Origin of the sequence: Nocardioides sp. NPDC051685, from assembly GCF_044453405.1 — a bacterium.
Taxonomy (GTDB): domain Bacteria; phylum Actinomycetota; class Actinomycetes; order Propionibacteriales; family Nocardioidaceae; genus Nocardioides.
In genome coordinates this window covers 86,801-105,113 of the sequence record NZ_JBITCR010000011.1, presented here as the reverse complement: position 1 = coordinate 105,113, position 18,313 = coordinate 86,801, and the positions used below count along the sequence as shown (strand labels likewise).

General features: G+C 70.8%; 14 protein-coding genes. 10 read left to right on the top strand and 4 right to left on the bottom strand.

The window, feature by feature from the left end; genetic code table 11:
* The first annotated feature begins 10 nt into the window (after positions 1-10).
* From ACIA03_RS24920 to ACIA03_RS24905, 4 genes are all read left to right on the top strand, one after another.
* A complete protein-coding gene (locus ACIA03_RS24920) occupies positions 11-2,068 on the top strand; it encodes an MMPL family transporter (protein WP_396987564.1) in 2,058 nt (685 codons plus the stop codon).
* 8 nt (positions 2,069-2,076) lie between these two features.
* Positions 2,077-3,330, top strand: coding sequence for a sensor histidine kinase (locus ACIA03_RS24915; protein WP_396987562.1), 1,254 nt, complete (start codon positions 2,077-2,079; stop codon positions 3,328-3,330).
* Positions 3,327-3,944, top strand: coding sequence for a response regulator (locus ACIA03_RS24910; RefSeq protein WP_396987560.1), 618 nt, complete (start codon positions 3,327-3,329; stop codon positions 3,942-3,944). The genes ACIA03_RS24915 and ACIA03_RS24910 overlap by 4 nt, the downstream gene beginning before the upstream one ends.
* A gap of 90 nt (positions 3,945-4,034) precedes the next feature.
* Positions 4,035-4,601 (top strand): DUF4232 domain-containing protein, encoded by a 567-nt coding sequence (locus ACIA03_RS24905; protein WP_396987558.1) that lies wholly within the window; start codon positions 4,035-4,037, stop codon positions 4,599-4,601.
* 18 nt (positions 4,602-4,619) lie between these two features.
* Here the strand turns inward: ACIA03_RS24905 and ACIA03_RS24900 are convergent, their stop codons facing one another.
* Positions 4,620-5,876 (bottom strand): MFS transporter, encoded by a 1,257-nt coding sequence (locus ACIA03_RS24900; protein WP_396987556.1) that lies wholly within the window; start codon positions 5,874-5,876, stop codon positions 4,620-4,622.
* 104 nt (positions 5,877-5,980) lie between these two features.
* On the opposite strand from ACIA03_RS24900, the gene ACIA03_RS24895 reads away from it, so the two are divergent.
* The 5 genes from ACIA03_RS24895 to ACIA03_RS24875 are packed head-to-tail and all read left to right on the top strand — an operon-like array spanning position 5,981 to position 13,476.
* Positions 5,981-7,420 (top strand): pyridoxal phosphate-dependent decarboxylase family protein, encoded by a 1,440-nt coding sequence (locus ACIA03_RS24895; RefSeq protein WP_396987554.1) that lies wholly within the window; start codon positions 5,981-5,983, stop codon positions 7,418-7,420.
* Positions 7,417-8,763, top strand: coding sequence for a lysine N(6)-hydroxylase/L-ornithine N(5)-oxygenase family protein (locus tag ACIA03_RS24890; RefSeq protein WP_396987552.1), 1,347 nt, complete (start codon positions 7,417-7,419; stop codon positions 8,761-8,763). The genes ACIA03_RS24895 and ACIA03_RS24890 overlap by 4 nt, the downstream gene beginning before the upstream one ends.
* Positions 8,760-11,012, top strand: coding sequence for a GNAT family N-acetyltransferase (locus ACIA03_RS24885; RefSeq protein WP_396987550.1), 2,253 nt, complete (start codon positions 8,760-8,762; stop codon positions 11,010-11,012). Before ACIA03_RS24890 ends, ACIA03_RS24885 begins: the two co-directional genes overlap by 4 nt.
* Positions 11,009-12,988 carry a penicillin acylase family protein gene (locus ACIA03_RS24880; RefSeq protein ID WP_396987548.1) on the top strand — a complete coding sequence of 660 codons (1,980 nt, stop codon included), beginning with the start codon at positions 11,009-11,011 and terminating at the stop codon, positions 12,986-12,988. Before ACIA03_RS24885 ends, ACIA03_RS24880 begins: the two co-directional genes overlap by 4 nt.
* Positions 12,979-13,476: a GNAT family N-acetyltransferase gene (locus tag ACIA03_RS24875; RefSeq protein WP_396987546.1), complete on the top strand. Its 498-nt coding sequence runs from the start codon at positions 12,979-12,981 to the stop codon at positions 13,474-13,476. The genes ACIA03_RS24880 and ACIA03_RS24875 overlap by 10 nt, the downstream gene beginning before the upstream one ends.
* Position 13,477: 1 nt before the next feature.
* Here the strand turns inward: ACIA03_RS24875 and ACIA03_RS24870 are convergent, their stop codons facing one another.
* From ACIA03_RS24870 to ACIA03_RS24860, 3 genes are all read right to left on the bottom strand, one after another.
* Complete coding sequence (locus ACIA03_RS24870; protein WP_396987544.1) at positions 13,478-13,813, bottom strand: DUF1048 domain-containing protein; 336 nt, start codon at positions 13,811-13,813, stop codon at positions 13,478-13,480.
* Positions 13,814-13,932: 119 nt separating this feature from the next.
* The gene (locus tag ACIA03_RS24865) at positions 13,933-15,225 is read right to left on the bottom strand and encodes a DUF222 domain-containing protein (protein ID WP_396987542.1); all 1,293 of its coding nucleotides are present in this window, start codon (positions 15,223-15,225) and stop codon (positions 13,933-13,935) included.
* A gap of 203 nt (positions 15,226-15,428) precedes the next feature.
* Positions 15,429-15,923, bottom strand: coding sequence for a hypothetical protein (locus ACIA03_RS24860; protein WP_396987540.1), 495 nt, complete (start codon positions 15,921-15,923; stop codon positions 15,429-15,431).
* Positions 15,924-16,020: 97 nt separating this feature from the next.
* Between ACIA03_RS24860 and ACIA03_RS24855 the strand changes: the two genes are divergently transcribed.
* Positions 16,021-18,303 carry an HAD-IB family hydrolase gene (locus ACIA03_RS24855; RefSeq protein ID WP_396987538.1) on the top strand — a complete coding sequence of 761 codons (2,283 nt, stop codon included), beginning with the start codon at positions 16,021-16,023 and terminating at the stop codon, positions 18,301-18,303.
* Positions 18,304-18,313 lie beyond the last annotated feature (10 nt).

The window sequence follows — 18,313 nt, the reverse complement described above, 5'->3', positions numbered from 1 at the left end:
AGTTGGTGGCATGGCAGATTCTCTGGTTCGTACGCGGTCGGGCACCCGTCCGCACTTCGCAGACAGGTTGACCTCACGGCGGGGAGCGTGGGCGGCGCTCGGGCTCGCGGTGGTCGTGATGGGCGTGCTCTTCGGGCTCCTCGGCGGGGTGGAGGCCCCGGAACGGTCCGGGCAGGCGCCGGTGGGGTCGGAGTCGACACAGGTGAGCGAGCTGCTCGAGGAGTTCCCGGGGGCGGATCGTCAGTCGGCGCTGGTCGTCGCCACGCGCGAGGACGGTGGCGAGCTCTCCGCGGATGACCTCGAGGGTCTCGCCCCGGTCGGGGAGGCGGCCGGTGCCGGCGAACCCGTGGTCAGCGCAGACAGGAGGGCGGCGGTGCTGTCGGCCCCGGTCACGGTCGGCGCCGACAACGCCGAGACCGCGGCGGCGATCAAGGCTCTGCGTACCGCCATCGCCGCGCAGGCTCCCGACGGGATCAACCTCGAGGTGACCGGTGGGCCGGCGTTCGGTGCCGACATGGCCTCGGCGTTCGAGGGCGCGGACGTCACGCTGCTGCTGGTGACGATCGGGATCGTCGCGCTCCTGCTGATCATCACCTACCGCTCGCCGGTGCTGTGGCTGGTCCCGCTGACCGCGGTCGCGCTCGCCGACGGGCTCGCCGCCCGGGTCACGGCCGCCGCGGGAGCGCTGTGGGGCCTGCAGTTCGACGCCGGCATCATCAGCGTGCTGGTGTTCGGGGCGGGCACGAACTACGCGCTCCTGCTGATCTCCCGCTACCGCGAGGAGCTGCAGGCGACCGACGACGACCGGGCGGCACTGAGCCGCGCCTGGCGGAAGACCGTCCCCGCGGTGGCCGCCTCGAACGTGACGGTCGTGCTCGCCCTGCTCGCGCTGGTCTTCGCCACCATCCCGATGACGCGCGGGCTCGGGATCCCGGCGGCGATCGGGCTCCTGATCGCGGTCGTCGCGGTGCTGTTCGTGCTGCCGCCGTTCCTCGCGGTGTGCGGCCGTCGGCTGTTCTGGCCGTTCATCCCCCGTCCCGGTGAGGCCCGCGGCCAGGGGCGTGTCTGGCGTGCGGTCGCCGCACGTGTCTCGAAGCGTCCGCTGGCGAGCCTGCTCGGCGGCCTCGCGCTGCTCGCGGTGATGGCCACGGGGCTGTTCGGCACCTCGGTCGGCCTCGACCAGATCGAGAAGTTCCGGGTGCAGTCCGAGTCGGCCGCCGGCCTGGAGACGCTCTCGGCGCACTTCCCCGCGGGCGAGGCCCAGCCGATCTACGTCGTGGCCGACACGGCGGCGGCCGACGAGGTGGTCGCGGTCGTGGCCGAGGTCGAGGGAGTCGTACGCGCCCACCCGGCCGGGACGACCGAGGACGGTTCCCTCACCAAGATCGCGGTGACCAGCGCCTACTCGCCGGGCACCGGGCGCAGCCTCGACCAGATCACCGACCTGCGCGAGGCCGTCCACCCGGTCGCGGGTGCGGACGCGGTCGTCGGTGGCGCGGTCGCCACCGAGCTGGATGCGGTCGAGGGCAGCGAGCGTGACCTGCTGCTGGTCGCGCCGCTGGTGATCGCGGTGAGCTTCCTGGTGCTCCTCGTGCTGCTGCGCTCGCTGGTCGCGCCCGTGCTGCTGCTCCTGGTCAACCTCACCAGCGCCGTCGCCGCGATCGGGGCCGGCGCGTGGCTGAGCCGGGTCCTCTTCGACCAGCAGGCGCTCGACCTTCAGGTGCCGATCCTCGCCTTCCTGTTCCTGGTCGCGCTGGGGATCGACTACACGATCTTCCTCGTCCACCGGGCGCGCGCGGAGGCCGCGCGCCTCGGCACCAGGGCCGGCATGGTGGAGGCGGTCGCCCACACCGGCAACGTCATCACCAGCGCGGGCATCGTGCTCGCTGCCGTGTTCGCCGCGCTCGGGGTGCTCCCGCTCGTCACGCTCGGTCAGCTGGGCCTGATCGTGGGAGTGGGCGTCGTCGTGGACACGCTGGTGGTGCGTACGGTGATCGTGCCGGCGATCTTCAGCCTGGTCGGCGACCGGATCTGGTGGCCGGGCCGACTGCAGAACCTCGGGGGATAATCGCAACCGTGAGTGTCGTACACGTGCCGCTGAGGCGGCCAGGCTCCTCGGAGCCGGCGCCGGCCGGGCTGACGGTGCGGGCGATGGAGATCGGGCAGCACGCCATCGCGGTCATCCTGACGGCGATCGGCGTCAGCCGAGCGGCCGGTGACGGGGTGGCCCTGCCCGTGGCGATCGTCTCGGGGCTCGCGATCCTGCTGTGGCACACCGCCGGCACGCTCCTGCCGTCCAGGGCGCGCTCGCGGCTGCTCCCGGTGTGGTGGCTGGTCGGCCTCGCCGCGATCTGGGTCGCGGCCGTCGCCGTCTCGGCCGAGTTCGTCTGGCTCGCGTTCCTGCTGTGGTTGCTCGCCGGGCACCTGCTGCCGCTGCGATGGGGGCTGGCCTTCTCGGCCCTGATCCTCGTGGTCGTGGTGGTCGCCCCGATCCTGCACCACGGCTCGACCAGCTACGCCGACGTCTTCGGGCCGCTCATCGGCGGCGTCTTCGCGTTCGGTATCTCGCGTGGCTATCTGCAGCTGCTGCGCGACGGCGCCGAGCGCGAACGGCTGGTGACCTCCCTGCGGACCGCGCAGCGGGAGATGGCCGAGCTCCAGGACGAGCTCGCCCTCGCGCAGTGGCACTCCGGTGCGATCGCCGAACGCACCCGGATCTCCCGCGACATCCACGACACCGTCGCCCAGGCGCTCTCCTCGATCCGGCTCCTGACCCACGCCGGCGCCGGCCGCACCACGGATGCGGAGTCCTCCCGCACGTTCGCGCAGGTCGAGGCCCTCGCCGGGGACAGCCTCGCCGACGTGCGCCGGATCGTCGCGGCGCTGGCACCCGCCGAGCTCGAGGACGCCGCGCTGGCCTCGGCGCTGCGGCGGATGCTCGACCGCGCCCGCGACGAGACCGGGCTGGTCGTCGAGCTCCATGTCGACGACACGCTCCCGCTGCTGCGTACCGAGGTCGAGGTCGCGCTGCTCCGCACCGCCCAGTCGGCGCTCTCCAACGTACGTCTCCACGCCGGCGCGACCCGGGTCGTCGTCACGCTGACCGACGACCAGGACGCCGTACGCATGGACATCAGCGACGACGGGGCCGGCTTCGACGTCGCCGCCTGGGAACGGGACGCCGGTGCGGGATCCTCCAGCTACGGACTCCGGTTCATGCGGGCCCGGCTCCGTGAGCTCGGCGGTGGCCTCGACGTGGAGAGCACGCCGGGCGAGGGCACCGCGATCTCCGCGCACCTCCCGATCCACGTCGAGGAGGGGTCACGATGACGACGGTGCTCCTCGTCGACGACCACCCGGTCGTACGCAGCGGGCTGCGTGCCGTCATCGACGCCGGCGACACGCTGCGGGTGATCGGGGAGGCGGCCACCGGCGAGGAGGCGATCACACTCGCCGGTGCCCTCCGTCCCGACGTCGTGCTGTGCGACCTGCGCCTGGGGAGCGGGATCGACGGCATCCGGACCACGGCCGCGCTGCGCGCCCTCGATCCGGCTCCGGCCGTGCTGATCCTGACCACCTTCGACCGCGACGCCGAGGTGCTCGGCGCGATCGAGGCCGGCGCCGCCGGCTACCTCCTCAAGGACGTCGACCCCGAGGTCATCGTCGAGGGGATCCGGCGTGCCGCCGCAGGTGACATGGTGCTCGCCCCGGACCTGGCCGCCCGGGTGCTCAAGGGCATGCGCAGCCCGCTGCCGCGGCTGACCGATCGCGAGATCGAGGTCCTGCGGCATCTGGCGCGCGGGTCCACCAACCGGGAGATCGCGCGCACGCTCTTCGTCACCGAGGCCACCGTGAAGAGCCACCTCGCGCACATCTTCACCAAGCTCGACGTCGACAGCAGGTCCCGGGCCATCCATGTCGCGCAGGAGACCGGACTGATCTGACCGCTCAGGCATCATCCGGGCTCGACCGTCGCGACGCGCGGGCGGCTGGGATACGTCAGGGAAGCGGCCCGGTCTGTATAGGTTCAGCAGGTGCCTCTCCGTATCCGGCGCAGTGCCGCGTCGCTCGTCCTCGCCACCTCGATCCTTGCCCTTGCCGCCACGGGATGCTCCTCCGAGACCACTGCCGGCGCCGACGCGCCGAGCAGCCCCAGCCGGTCCGCGCAGATCGAGTCCGCAACCCCGGAGGCCGGGGGCGTCTGCGCCACCGGCGACCTGTCCTTCACGGTCTCCGAGGAGTCCCATGCGGGCGGCTACTACCTGGTCACGGCGACCGCGAAGCCCGGCGTGACCTGCACCCTCGAGGGCAGGACGATCGAGGCCGGCTTCGGCTCGGCCGTCTCCGGCGACGTGATGCCGAGCGAGCAGGCGGAGGGCGACCCGATCACGATGACCGGATCCACCAAGGCGTACGCCGGGGTGAACCCGCACAGCGGCCCGCAGGAGGGCGGCGTGCAGTTCGAGGAGATCATCGTCTCCGCGCACGAGGGCGACATGGACCCGGTGTCCCTGAAGCTGCCGAGCACCGCGGAGGTCGACCAGCCGATCGGCACCAACTGGCACACCGACGCCGCGAAGGCGGTCCCGTTCACCAGCTGATCCGTCAGGTCCGGCTGATCAGATCCGTTCGGCGAGCGGCGCCTCGGAGGCTTCGGCCTCCGGGGCGCCGTCCTCCTCCGCGGTGAGCAGGAAGCGGAGCCGGGTCAGCACCAGGCCGGCGGTGAGGGTGCCGCCGATGACGACGAAGGCCCACAGGTGGCCGAGGCCGCTGCCGATGAGGGAGCCGGCCAGTGCGGGTCCGAGGATCTGGCCGAGGGTCAGGGTGAGCCCGAGCGAGGCGTTGTAGCGCCCGCGCAGGTGGTCGGGGGCGATGGTGTTCGCCAGCCCGGTCACGATCGGCGCCCACAGCGTCTCGCCGAGGCCGAAGATCGCCAGGCCGATCACGACGGCGGCCACCGCGCCGGCGACGGGCATCAGATCGGCTGCCGCCAGCACGCTCCAGGCGAGCGACCAGGTCAGCACGGCACACGCCAGCGCCGTCGTACGCCGCCACCCGGACGTGAGCCGCAGCAGGACGACCTGGCCGCAGACGATCACGGCGGCGTTGGCGGCGAAGGCCCAGCCGAGGGCGGTCGCGGGCACCCCGGCCACGTCCACCGCATAGGCCGTCGCGCCGGCCTCGAGCTGCCCGTAGCCGAAGGTCACCGCGAGCACGCCGCAGCCGACCAGGGCCACGGCCCGCCGGTCGCGCAGCACCTCGCCCCAGGATCCGGCGGTCGCGTCGTCCGCGTCGTCCTCAGCGGGACGGTCCGGCGAGCGGACCAGGAAGGCCAGCACCGCGGCGTAGGCCAGATAGGCGACGGCATCGCACAGGTAGAGCACCTGGAAGGTCTCCGGCCGGTCGACATCGACGAGGAACGCGCTGACCAGGCCACCCAGGCCGATGCCCACGTTCAGCCCCAGGAACGCGAAGCCGTAGGCGCGCTCGCGATCCTCCGGAGCGACCTGACCGGCCAGCAGCGTCGTCGTGCCGGGCCACAGCGGCGAGGCACCCACGACCACGCCGGCGAGCACCGCCATCGTCGGCACCGTGCCGTCCACGAAGCCCAGCGACCCGATCGAGATCGACTCCACGAGCAGCGCGCCGAGCAGCACCGCCCGAGGTCCGAAGCGGTCGAGGAGCGAGCCCACCCCGGGAGCGGCGAGCAGGCCGACCACGCCCATCCAGGCGAACATCCAGCCTGCTGTCGATGACCCGAGGTCCTGGACCTGGGCCATGTAGACGTAGAGGAACGGCAGGGTGAGGCCGTTGCCGAGGGAGGCGAATGCGAAGCCGGTGAGCACGCGGGCGGCCTGGGTGGGGGAGTGCGGCACGGGTGTGATCGTCCTCTCTCTGGCCCACCTGTCTGGCGGGGACGAGTTTAGGGTAGCCTCACTTAGGTTCGCCTAACCTAATCCCCCCGTGTCGAAGGAGACAAGTGAGCGCACCGCACTTGGAGCATCTGTTCCACCCCGACAATGCTCGTGAGTACACCAGCGGCATCACCGAAGCAATCAGACTGCTCGTCGACCAGCTCGCCACGCTCGAAGGCCCCACCACCGGGATCTCGCCCGAGACGGCCGCTGCGCCGGTCGCCGAGGTCGACCTGGACAGCCCGCTCGTCGACAGCTCCGCGGCGCTCGCCGAGGTCAGCAGGCTGTGGCTCGAGGACGCGGTCTGGTTCCACGAACCTTCCTATGCCGCCCACCTGAACTGCCCCGTCGTGATCCCTTCCCTCGTCGGAGAGCTGCTGATCGCGGCGGTCAACACCTCGATGGACACCTTCGACCAGTCCGTGGGCGGCACGTTCATGGAGCGTCGCCTCATCGACTGGACCGCCGCACGCGCCGGTTACCCGGAGGCGACCCGGGACGGCGTCTTCACCTCCGGCGGCAGCCAGTCCAACCTGCAGGCGCTGCTCCTGGCCCGCGGTGAGGCGCAGCGCCGCGGCGTACCTCTGGACCGGCTGCGCTTCCTGACCTCCGCCGACAGCCACTTCTCGATCGCCAAGTCGGCCCGCCTGCTCGGCATGGGCGACGCGGCCGCGATCGCGATCCCGACGGATTCCGAGCACCGGATGGACGTCGTCGCGCTGCGCGAGGCGCTCGACGAGTGTGTCGTCGACGGCCTGGTCCCGGCGGCGGTCGTGGCGACCGCCGGCACCACCGACTTCGGGGTCATCGACCCGCTCCACGCCATCGCCGACGCCTGCCAGGACTTCAACGTCTGGTTCCACGTCGACGCGGCGTACGGCGGTGGGCTGCTCGCCTCGCCGAAGTACCGTCACCTGCTCGACGGCATCGAGCGGTCGAACTCGATCACGATCGACTACCACAAGACCTGGTTCCAGCCGGTCTCCTCCAGCGCCCTGCTGGTCCGCGACCAGGCGAGTCTGCAGCACGCCTCCTGGTATGCCGACTACCTCAACCCGCGCGAGTCGGAGAACCCCAACCAGGTCGACAAGTCCCTGCAGACCACCCGCCGCTTCGACGCGCTCAAGCTGTGGCTGACGCTGCGCACGATGGGCGCCGACCAGATCGGCGCCTACCTCGAGACCGTGATCGACCTGGCGCGCGAGGTCTACGACATCCTCAGCGTGCAGCCCGACATCGAGGTGATCACGCCCTCTCAGCTCTCCACCGTCGTCTTCCGCTACGTCGATCCGCACCTTGACGAGGACGCTCTGGGCGACCTCAACCGCCGGATCCGCGCCAAGATGTGGAGCGGTGGCCGTGGTGTCGTGGCCGCGACCAAGGTCGACGGCCGGCAGTTCCTCAAGCTCACCCTGCTCAACCCCAAGGCCACCGTCTCGGACATCCTCGACATCATCGAGCAGGTCCGTACGTTCGGCCGTGCCGTTCCGGAGGTCGCCCGATGACCACACCGACCACTGTGTTCACTGATGCCCGCGTCCATGACCTGATCGGCATCGGGCTCGGCCCGTTCAACCTCGGCCTGGCCGCCCTCGCCGACCCGATCGACGAGCTCGACTGCCTCTTCCTCGAGGGCCGCGACCGGTTCGACTGGCACCCCGGCATGATGCTCGACGAGGCCACCCTGCAGGTGCCGTTCCTGGCCGACCTGGTCACGATGGCCGACCCGACCTCGCGCTTCAGCTTCCTCAACTTCCTCAAGCAGACCGGCCGGATCTACCCGTTCTACATCCGCGAGAACTTCCTGCCCCACCGGCGCGAGTACAACCAGTACTGCCAGTGGGTCGCCGAGCGGCTCGACTCTGTTCGCTTCGGCCAGCACGTCACCTCGGTGGAGCACGACGGGGAGACGTACGTCGTCACCACCGCCTCCGGCCAAGGCAGTCGAACACAGACCCATCGGACCAGGCGGCTGGTGCTCGGGACCGGGACGACCCCACGCGTCCCGGAGTGTGCGGCCGAGGCCGTGGCCGCGGACGGGCCGGCGCTGCACAGCTCCGAGTACCTGGCTCGTCGCGACGAGCTCGTGTCCCGGAGCAGCATCACCGTGGTCGGCAGCGGCCAGTCGGCCGCCGAGATCTACCTCGACCTGCTCACCGCCCAGCCCGACCACGACTACCAGTTGGCCTGGCTGACCCGCAGCCCGCGGTTCTTCTCGATGGAGTACACCAAGCTCACCCTCGAGCTGACCTCCCCGGAGTACTCCGCCTACTTCCAGTCGCTGCCCAGCGAGAAGCGGGACCGGCTGCTGAGGTCGCAGCAGAGCCTCTACAAGGGCATCTCGGGCGACACCATCGACGCGATCCACGAGGCGCTCTACACCCGGTCGGTCACCGAGCCGGCCGAGACCACGCTGCTGACCAACACCGAGGTGCGTGGCGTGACCCGGACCGAGAGCGGCTACCACCTCGCGCTGCACCACGTGGAGCAGGAGGAGGACTACGAGATGGCGACCGAGGCGCTCGTCCTCGCCACCGGCTACCGCGCCGGCATCCCGGACTTCCTCGAGCCCGTCCGGGACCGGATCCGCCTCGACCCGCAGGGTCGTTATGCGGCGAGCTCGACCTTCTCGGTCGACACCGCCGACCGCGAGATCTGGGTGCAGAACGGCGAGGAGCACACCCACGGCTTCGTCGCCCCCGACCTCGGCATGGGCGCCTACCGCAGCTCGGTGATCCTCGCCGCCATCCTCGGCCGCGAGCCGTACCCGGTCGAGAAGCGGGTCGCCTTCCAGGAGTTCGGGGTGCCGGACCGATTCAAGCTGCAGCCTACGGAGGAGAACCGATGAGGATCACGATCGAACCGCTCGAGATCGAGGCCCACCTCGGCACCGTCCACTCCTGGGTGACCCACCCGCGCTCGGCGTACTGGATGATGCTGGACGCCACGTTGGAGGACGTCGCCGCGGAGTACGAGCGGATCGCCGGCCACCCGCACCACGACGCCTGGCTCGGCCGGGTCGACGGTGTGCCGGCGTTCCTGGTCGAGACCTACGACCCCGCCCGCAGCGAGCTCGCCGGGATCACCCACGTGCCCGACCTCGCCGCCGGCGACCTGGGCATGCACGTCCTGGTCGCACCGACGTCGGGCGAGCCGGTCTCCGGCTATACGACCCGGGTCTTCCGGGCGGTCATGCGGCACTGCTTCGCGGACCCGGGTGTCCGTCGTGTGGTGGTCGAGCCGGACGTACGCAACGAGGCGATCCGGCGCAAGAACACCGAGGCCGGCTTCGTCGAGCTGCGCGAGATCAGCATCGGGGAGAAGACCGCGATGCTCTCGGTCTGCACCCGGGAGATGTACGCCGCCGCCCATCTGCGCCCGGAGAACCAGCGGGTCGCGCACCGGCACCTGGTCGCCAAGGCGATCGCGGAGTTCAGCCACGAGCGGATGCTCGCTCCCGTGGCCACCGACACGGGCTGGGAGCTGCAGGGGCCGTCCTCGACGTACACCTTCACCGCCCGGCGCTTCCGCCTCGAACATTGGGTGGTGGACCCGGCCTCGATCGTCCGGACGATCGGAGGTGAGGAGGCCGAGGTCGACGCGCAGGCGTTCGTCGCCGAGTTCGCGCCCGATCTCGGGATCCCGGACAAGCTGCTGCCGACCTATCTGGAGGAGCTGGCGGCCACGATCGCCTCGGCCTGCTGGAAGCTCGAGCACCAGACGTTGACCGCGGCCGACCTGGTCGACGCCGACCACCAGAGCGTCGAGGGCGCGATGAGCGAGGGCCACCCGGCCTTCGTCGCCAACAACGGCCGGATCGGCTTCGACATCGATGACCACGCCCGCTGGGCGCCGGAGACGAGCAACGACCTCAGCCTGCTGTGGGTGGCCGTCTCCCGGGACCAGTCCCACCTGGCCCTGGGGCGCGGCGAGGACGAGGAGCGGCTCTATGCGGCCGAGCTCGGCGAGGCCACGCTGGCGCGGTTCGCGGCGAAGCTGCGCGGGCTCGGGCTCGACCCGGACGCGTTCCGCTACCTGCCCGTCCACCCGTGGCAGTGGCGCCACAAGCTGGCGGTCACCTTCGCCGCCGACGTCGCCGCGCGCCGGATCGTGCTGGTCGGCGAGGGCGAGGACGTCCACCGCCCGCAGCAGTCGATCCGGACGTACTTCAACACCAGTCGTCCGGAGCGGCACTACGTCAAGACCGCGCTGTCGATCCAGAACATGGGCTTCATGCGGGGGCTCTCGCCGGCCTACATGGCCGCGACCCCGGTCATCAACGACTGGGTCGCCGACCTGGTCGAGGGCGACGCGGAGCTGAAGGAGCGCGGCTTCGGCGTGCTGCGCGAGCTGGCCTCGATCGGCTGGACCGGCGACATCTTCCACGCCCTGCCGAACCCGTCGCCCTACCGGAAGATGATCGCCGCGCTGTGGCGTGAGTCGCCGGTGCCGCGGCTCGCCGAGGGGGAGCGGTGCGCGACGATGGCGGCGCTGCTCCACCGCGACGCCGCCGGTGCCTCGTACGCGGCCGAGCTGGTCCGCGCCTCCGGGCTGCCCGCCCGGGAGTGGGTGCGCAGCTACCTCGACGCCTACCTGCGGCCGCTGGTGCACTGCCTGCTGGCGTACGACCTAGCGTTCATGCCGCACGGCGAGAACCTGGTGATGGTGCTGCGCGACCACGTGCCGGTGCGGATGTTCATGAAGGACATCGGCGAGGAGGTGGCGGTGATGGGCGATCTGCCGCTGCCCGAGGAGGTCTCCCGGATCCGCGGTTCCTTCCCTGATGATGTGAAGGCACTGGCCGTGCACACCGACATCTTCGACGGGGTGCTGCGCTACGTCGCCGCGATCCTCGATGATGAGGGGGTGCTTCCGGAGACCGAGTTCTGGGCCGAGGCCCGGGCGTGCATCGTCGACCATGCCGCCGACCACCCCGAGCTGGCCGACGCGGTCGCGCGCTACGACTTCCTGCGCCCGCGCTTCCGGCACTCCTGCCTCAACCGGCTGCAGCTGCGCAACACGCTGCAGATGGTCGACATCACCGACCAGGCCGAGTCGCTCATGTTCGCGGGCACGCTGGCCAACCCCGTCGCATGAGCCTCCTTCGCGACGAGTGGGGCATCCCGCACGTACGGGGTGCCTCGCTGACCGAGGTGGCCCGGCTGCAGGGCCGGGCCACCGCGCGGGACCGCGCCTGGCAGCTCGAGATCGAGCGGCTGCGCGGGGAGGGCCGCACCGCCGAGCTGCTCGGCCCGGCCGGGCTGGAGTGGGACACCTTCGCCCGCCGTGCCCGGATCGCGGGGGTGGCGCGTTCTGCCTATGCGGGGCTCGACGAGGAGACGCAGGGGTTCCTGACGGCGTACGTCGACGGCGTCCGCGCCGGCCTCGCGGAGACCTCCTGCGCCGAGCTCGACGGGCCCGAGGGGCTCGGTCCGGCGCCGGTGACCTGGCAGCCGTGGACGCCGCTGGCGGTCTTCTGGGTGCAGCAGATCCTCTTCGGGTCGTTCCCCTCGAAGCTCTTCGGTGCCCGGGCCGCGCGGGTGCTCGGTCCGGAGGCCGAGCTGTTCCGCACCGAGGGCCTCTCCGGCGGTTCCAACGCGTACGCCGTCGGCGGCGGCCGCACCCGCTCGGGTCTGCCGCTGGTGGCCGGTGACCCGCACCGGGTCTTCGAGGCGCCCAACGTCTACCTCCAGGTGCGGCTGGCGTGCACCGATCCCGACGACCCCTTCGACGTGGTCGGGATGACCTTCCCCGGAGTCCCCGGCGTGCAGCACTTTGCACACGCCGGTCGGGTCGCGTGGGGGATCACCAACGCGATGGGCGACTACCAGGATCTCTACCGTGTCGATCTGCGCCCGGGCGGTGACGTCGTGCGGCGCAGCGTGGAGACGGTGCTCGTCCGGGGACAGGACCCGGTCCCGGTCGAGGTCCTCGAGACCGAGCGTGGACCGGTGGTTCTCGACGATCCGGAGGAGGGCTGGGGCCAGGCGCTGCGTACGCCCGGCCACGAGCTCGACGACCTCGGCTTCGGAGCGCTCCTCCCGCTGCTGCGGTCGCGCTCGGTCGCCGACGTCGAGGCCGCGGTGGCGCACTGGGTCGAGCCGGTCAACAACTGGGTCATCGCCGACGTGGCGGGCGACGTCGTCCACACGGTCGGTGGCCGGGTGCCGCGGCGTGACGGGGCGGGGGAGTGGACCGGCTGGGTCGACCCGCTGCCGCGGCGTACGGCTCCTTCTGACGGCGCCGTGGTGACCGCCAACGACCGGTGCATGCCGGAGTTCGACGTGCTCGCGACCGGCTTCGCGCCGCCGTTCCGGGCGCACCGGATCGGCGAGCTTCTCGAGAATGCCGGCCCGCTCGACGCGGAGGACGCGGTGGCGGTGCTCGCCGACACCGCCCAGACCGCGGGCGGGCCGTTGCTGGCGCTGGTCCCGGCCGATCTGCGCCCGCCGGTCCTCGCCGAGTGGGACGGTGCGATGGACGGATCGCCGGGCGCGGCCTGGTACGCCGCGCTGCGCGCCGAGGTCGTCGACCGGATCTGCGCGGCACCGGCGCTCGCACCGCTGCGGGAGCCGTCCGAGCACGGGCCGCTGTATGAGCCGTGGTTCAGCCTGCCCGCCCGGGTGGCCGGTGCGCTGCACATCATCCTGGCCGCCGAGAAGCCGTTCGGCCTCGACCTGCGCGAGCTGGTCACCGAGGCCGCGAAGGCTGTGGCCGGTCGTGAGCCGACACCGTGGCCGGAGACCCATCGGTTCTGGCCGCTGCACGCGCTGGAGCAGTTCGAGCTCCCGCACACCCGGACCGCCCCTGCCACCCCGCTGCCGGGTGACACCGACACGGTCCGCTGCAACGCCTGGATCCCCGGCACCACCGTGACCGTCCGGGGATCGGTGGCGCGCTACGCCTGGGATCTGGCCGACCGCGACAACAGCCGGTGGGTCGTACCCCTCGGTGTCAGCGGATCCCCCGACAGCCCACACCACACCGACCAACACGACGCTTGGGCCCAGGGAGGCGCCGTACGCGTCGTCACCGACTGGTCCCTGCTCACCGAGGAGAAGACATGCCCCTGACGATCCGCGACCTGGAGCCGTCCGCCGACATCGACCTGCTGTGCGGCTGGCTGCACGACGACCGGGCCCGGTTCTGGGGCATGGTCGAGAAGCCGCGCGAGGAGATCGAGGAGATCTACACCTGGCTGCAGGAGCAACCGCACCTGGCGGCGTACATCGTCTCCGTCGACGGCGAGCCGGTCGCTCTGTTCCAGACCTGGGATCCCGAGGTCGACGAGCTCGGCGAGTTCTACGACCGCCGCCCCGGCGACTTGGGTGTGCACCTCTTCCTGGCCGACTCGCCCGTCAGGAAGGGCCGGACGGAGACCGTCCTCGACTTCTTCATCGAAGAGATCATCGTCAAGGCCGGCGCCCGCCGCGTCGTCGTCGAGCCCGACGCCTCCAACGAGGCCTCCCTCGCCAGGCTCGACGACTACGGTTTCAAGCGCGGCCCCGTCGTTCAGCTCCCGCACAAGATCGCCCAGTACGCCTTCCTCGACCTGCCCTGACTCACGACAGCTTCTGCGCGACCTCGTTGAGGTTGGTGCGCAGCTTGGCGCGGTAGGCGTCGTGCTGCTCGGGCAGCCGGGCGTCGCAGAACGCGGCCAGGTCGGGTCCGGTGACCTCGAGGACGCTGCGCCCGGCGGCAGCCTCGGTCTCGAAGAGATCCAGGATGTCGCGCAGGATGGCGACGATGTCCATGCCGTCGCCGGTGGTGAAGCGCCACAGGTAGTTCTTCATCTCGCCGTAGACGGTGCGGTAGTCGGCGGGCAGTTCGGCGGCGCGGGCTTCCATGCGCTTCCAGTCCTTCTTGTCGCCGATGAGGCGGGTGAGGATGTTGTTCATGTCGTGCTCCTTCGTCGGTGTTGTTCGGGTCCCTGTTGGGCCGATGGAAGAAGCGTGCAGGCCTGACGTAGCGTCAAGGTCAAGCACCGATCCGAAGAAAGTTCACGCGAGGCTGGGTGTCAGGCCGCGAGGGTGTGGTCGAGCAGTACGTTGCGCAGCCGGAGCTCTGCTCGGGACAGCGGCGGCGGAGCCGGTGCCCAGGTGTCGGGTGGTGGGCTGGTGTAGGTGTGCCCGGTGGGTGTGATGGTGGTGATGCTGCCGTCGGGTCCGGGTCGGGCCTGCCAGCCGATGGCTTCTTTCGCCTGATTGCATCTCTCACAGAGGCCCTGCAGATTGTCCGCGCTCGTGGTGCCGCCGTCGGTGTGGCGCTCGACGTGGTCGATGTTGCGGATCGGCGCATCACACCCGTTGGTGCGACAGATCCCGCCGTCGCGGGTGGTGATGAACTCGGCCAGGCTGTCGGGGGCTTTGCGGGAGCGGGATTCCATTGCGACCAGGCGGCCGGTGGGGTCGGTGAACAACCGGCGCACGAACACCTCGGCATCGGCCAGGGCCTCCCGTGCCCACGCAGCCGGAACAGGCCCGTAGCCCTCGACCACCGAAGGCTGGTCGCCGGTGTTGGCGAGGGCGTCGGCGGTCATCACGACCTTGACCTCGACCCGCGGCTTCACCCCGGTCTCACGGCCGGTGACCCGGTCGATGAGGGTGTCGGCCATGACCTGGCCTCGGGTGCGCTGATCACCGGCGGCGCGGGCCGCGTTGGCCGCCTGGTCCAGGGCGGCGTAGACGGCGACGCCGTCCTTGACCGGGAGCAGTGCACCGAGCCAGGTCATCGTGTCCGGTGCCGGCCGGAGGCTGACCCGGCGGTCCTTCTCAGCGGAAGCGGCCCGGGCGACGACGGATTCCTGGTCGAGGGTGATGGCAAGCTTCTTGGCAGCGTTCTCGAGCTGGCGTAGTCCCATCGTCACCGCCCTCGCGGGCTGGCCGTTGGGTCCGGTGGCGCAGAGCTGGTCGTCGATGACCCTGCGGTCCTCCCGCGAGAGGCAGGCGGTTTCGCGGGCGAGGATGGTGGCCTGCCACTGCGAGAACACCCCGGCCTTCATCAACCTGAACGTGTGCGGCATCTCGGTGAGGAGGATCTTCGCCAGCCCGAGCAGCTTGGCACCCCGGTCGGGTGAGACCCGCCGCGCGAGCGCGACCTGCGAGGCCACCCCTTCACCGAGCTTCCGGGCCGGGACCCCAGCGGCGGCCTGGCGTGCCCGGGCGACTTCCTCGAGACGTACCGCCGCTTGTGCCTGGACGGCCTCGGCGGTGCACTTGACCTCCTCGAGACGGGCGATCCAGTAGACCAACGCAGCCTCGGACGCGCCTGGTGGCGGCCCAGCGAGGAGGTGGTCGATGGTCTCGTTCATGCGCCTTATTATATGCGATCAGAGATCATCGCGCGACCTATTTGTGCTGCTCAGCTGCCAGTTACGCGGTCCGCGAACAAGACACGTGGCTGCTGCGCCACACCCTCGCCGCCGCCCCGATATAGGAGAAACACTCAAAGAACGGGTCGGCGGCGAACCCGAAACGAAAACACAGTCGCCAAGCCGAGATTTCCCCAGCCACGCTAATCAGCAACCATCTCCACAAGCCGCCCCATAGCCCCCAGCTCAGCATCATGAACACCTTCATCAGGAACGATGACGAGCGACCACAGCCGACTCCCGACAGCAACATTCCCGACCACGAGATCCCCGTCGTCGTGCGACTCGATACACACGAACGCCCGAGATCCGATCTCGACAGGCGCAGGAGAAGGGATGCAGTCGTCCCGACTGGCCGAGAGCCCAGCAGAGACAGAGGTGTCGACCAAGGTTGTCACGAAAATCGCACCCCGGTCGCTGGTATAGGTGCAGACGTCCTCGTCGGCGGTGTGAGACCAGGAACCAGGGATGGCACGAGCGACCTGGGCAGGCTCGAAGAGGCAGGGCCCGGAGGCCTCGACGGGGGAGGAGGTGGAGGGGCTGGGACCGGGGCTGCCGCTTGTGGGCTCCCCGGATCCGCAGCCCGCGAGCGCGGTCGCCGAGAGGACAGCCGCGACGCTCAGCAGCTTCCTCGACACGTACGTCTCCTCGGGTTTCGGGGGTTCCACGCAGTTTCTCAGGTCGAGCCCGGAAAAGGAGTCACGGGGGTTGCCCGAACCGGGCACAATCGCATCCGTGACCTCTGACCTGGCGCAGGGCAACGACCACGACGACACTCGGGCCACCATTCGGGAGCGGCTCGCGGGACAGCATGTGCTGCTCACGGGGGTGACCGGGTTCGTCGGCGAGGCGCTGCTGCATCTGATGCTGACCGAGGTGCCGGACGTACGTCTCAGCCTCCTGGTCCGCCCCAGGGGCTCGACGTCGGGTGCGGACAGGATCGCGAAGCTGCTGACGAAGCCGATCTTCGCGACGGTGGCCGACGCGGACGTGAACGTCGTCGAGGGTGATCTCTCCGACCCACCCGCTCTGCCGGACGACCTCGATGCCGTGGTGCACTCCGCGGGCGACGTCTCCTTCGACCCGCCGGTCGACGAAGGCTTCGTCACCAACGTCGTCGGCGTACGCAAGCTGCTCGAGCGGGTCGAGGAGACCGGGCGGGACATCCACTATCTGCACGTCTCGACCGCGTACGTCTCCGGGCGGCGCAGGGGGCACATCCCCGAGGGACCGGTGGATCACGATGTCGACGTGGACGCCGAGCTGGCCTGGGGGCTGGCGCAGCGCACCGCCGTCGAGGAGCGCTCGCGCAGCGTCGAGGTGATCTCCAAGCTGCGCAAGCAGGCCGAGCGCGAGCACGGTCGCGCAGGCCCCATGACCGCCGCCGCTGCCGCCGAGGAGGCGCGCAAGAAGTGGGTGAAGCAGGAGCTCGTACGCCTCGGCACCGAGCGGGCACGGTCGCTGGGCTGGACCGACTGCTACACCTTCACGAAGGCACTGGGGGAGCGGGTCGTCGAAGCCCACGCCGCGGCGGGGAACCGGGCCACGATCTACCGCCCGTCGATCATCGAGTCGGCCGTCTCACGTCCTCATCCGGGCTGGATCGAGGGCTTCAAGATGGCCGAGCCGCTGATCCTCGCCTATGGGCGTGGCGAGCTGCCGCTCTTCCCGGCCGCTGCGGACACGACGGCGGACATCGTGCCGGTCGACCACGTGGTCGCCTCGATCGTGGCGTGCCTGGCGCACCCGCCCGAGCACGGAGAGCCGGCCTACTTCCACCTCGCCTCGGGCGACCGCAACCCGATGACGTTCGAGATGCTCTACGAGACGGTGCGGGCCTACTTCGCGAAGGAGCCGTTCGCAGCAGGCGACCGGGGCGCGGCCAGGCTGCCGGAGTGGACCTTCCAGGGCGGGGCATCGGTCGAGCGCATGATGTCGACCGGCGAGAAGGTGCACAAGATCGCCGACACGCTGCTCGGACTGGCCCCGCGCAGCGACCGCACCCGGGCGTGGGCGCGCGACCTGGACCGGCAGGGGCGGCGGCTGCAGTTCCTGCGGCGCTACCTGGACCTCTACAAGGAGTACGCCCAGGCCGACCTGCGCTTCGTCGACGCCAACACCCTCGCGCTCTATCGGTCGCTGTCGCCGGCCGACCAGGAGACCTTCGCCTTCGACACCGGCGTGATCGACTGGCACGAGTATCTCCACGACATCCACGTGCCGTCGGTGACCAAGCCGGTCCGCGAGCTCGACGAGCTGCGCAAGCTGCGGAAGAAGCCCGTTCCCGGCCGGATGCCGCAGCTCGAGGAGGGCCGGGTCGCGGCCTTCTTCGACCTCGACGGCACCCTGATGTCCTCCAACGTGATCGAGACCTACCTGTGGCTGCGCCTCGGCGAGCTGTCGGGCACCAGGAAGGCGGCCGAGATCGCCCGGATGGCGAGCAAGGTCCCCGGCTACGTGCTGGCGGACCGCGCCGAGCGCAGCTCGCTGCTGCGTACGGTCTACAAGGAGTACGCCGGCGCGCGGCTCTCCGATCTCGACGGGATCGTCGACGAGCACCTGACCACGCACATCCTCGGGCGGCTGGCCCCGGACGCGGTCCGGCGGATCCGGGAGCACCGCGCCGCGGGGCACCTGACCGTGCTGGTCACCGGCGCGATCCGGCCGCTGACCCGGCCGTTGCTGCCGCTGTTCGACCACATCGAGGCGGCCGACCTGGCCGTCGACGACCGCGGGTTCTGCACCGGCCACCTGGCCGCCTCTCCGCTGGTCGGCGAGTCGCGCGGGTCGTTCGTCCGCGAGTGGTCCCGCCGCGAGGGCATCGCGACCGCCGACTGCTTCGCCTACGCCGACTCCCACTCCGACCTCCCGCTGCTCGCCGCGGTCGGGCATCCGGTGGCGGTCCGGCCCGACGTACCTCTCTTCCGGCACGCCAAGAAGTCGCACTGGACGATCGTCGACTGGGAGTCCCCCGGGCACGCGAGCCGCACGCTCGACCCGGCTGGGCTGAACCGATGAGGAGGGGCTG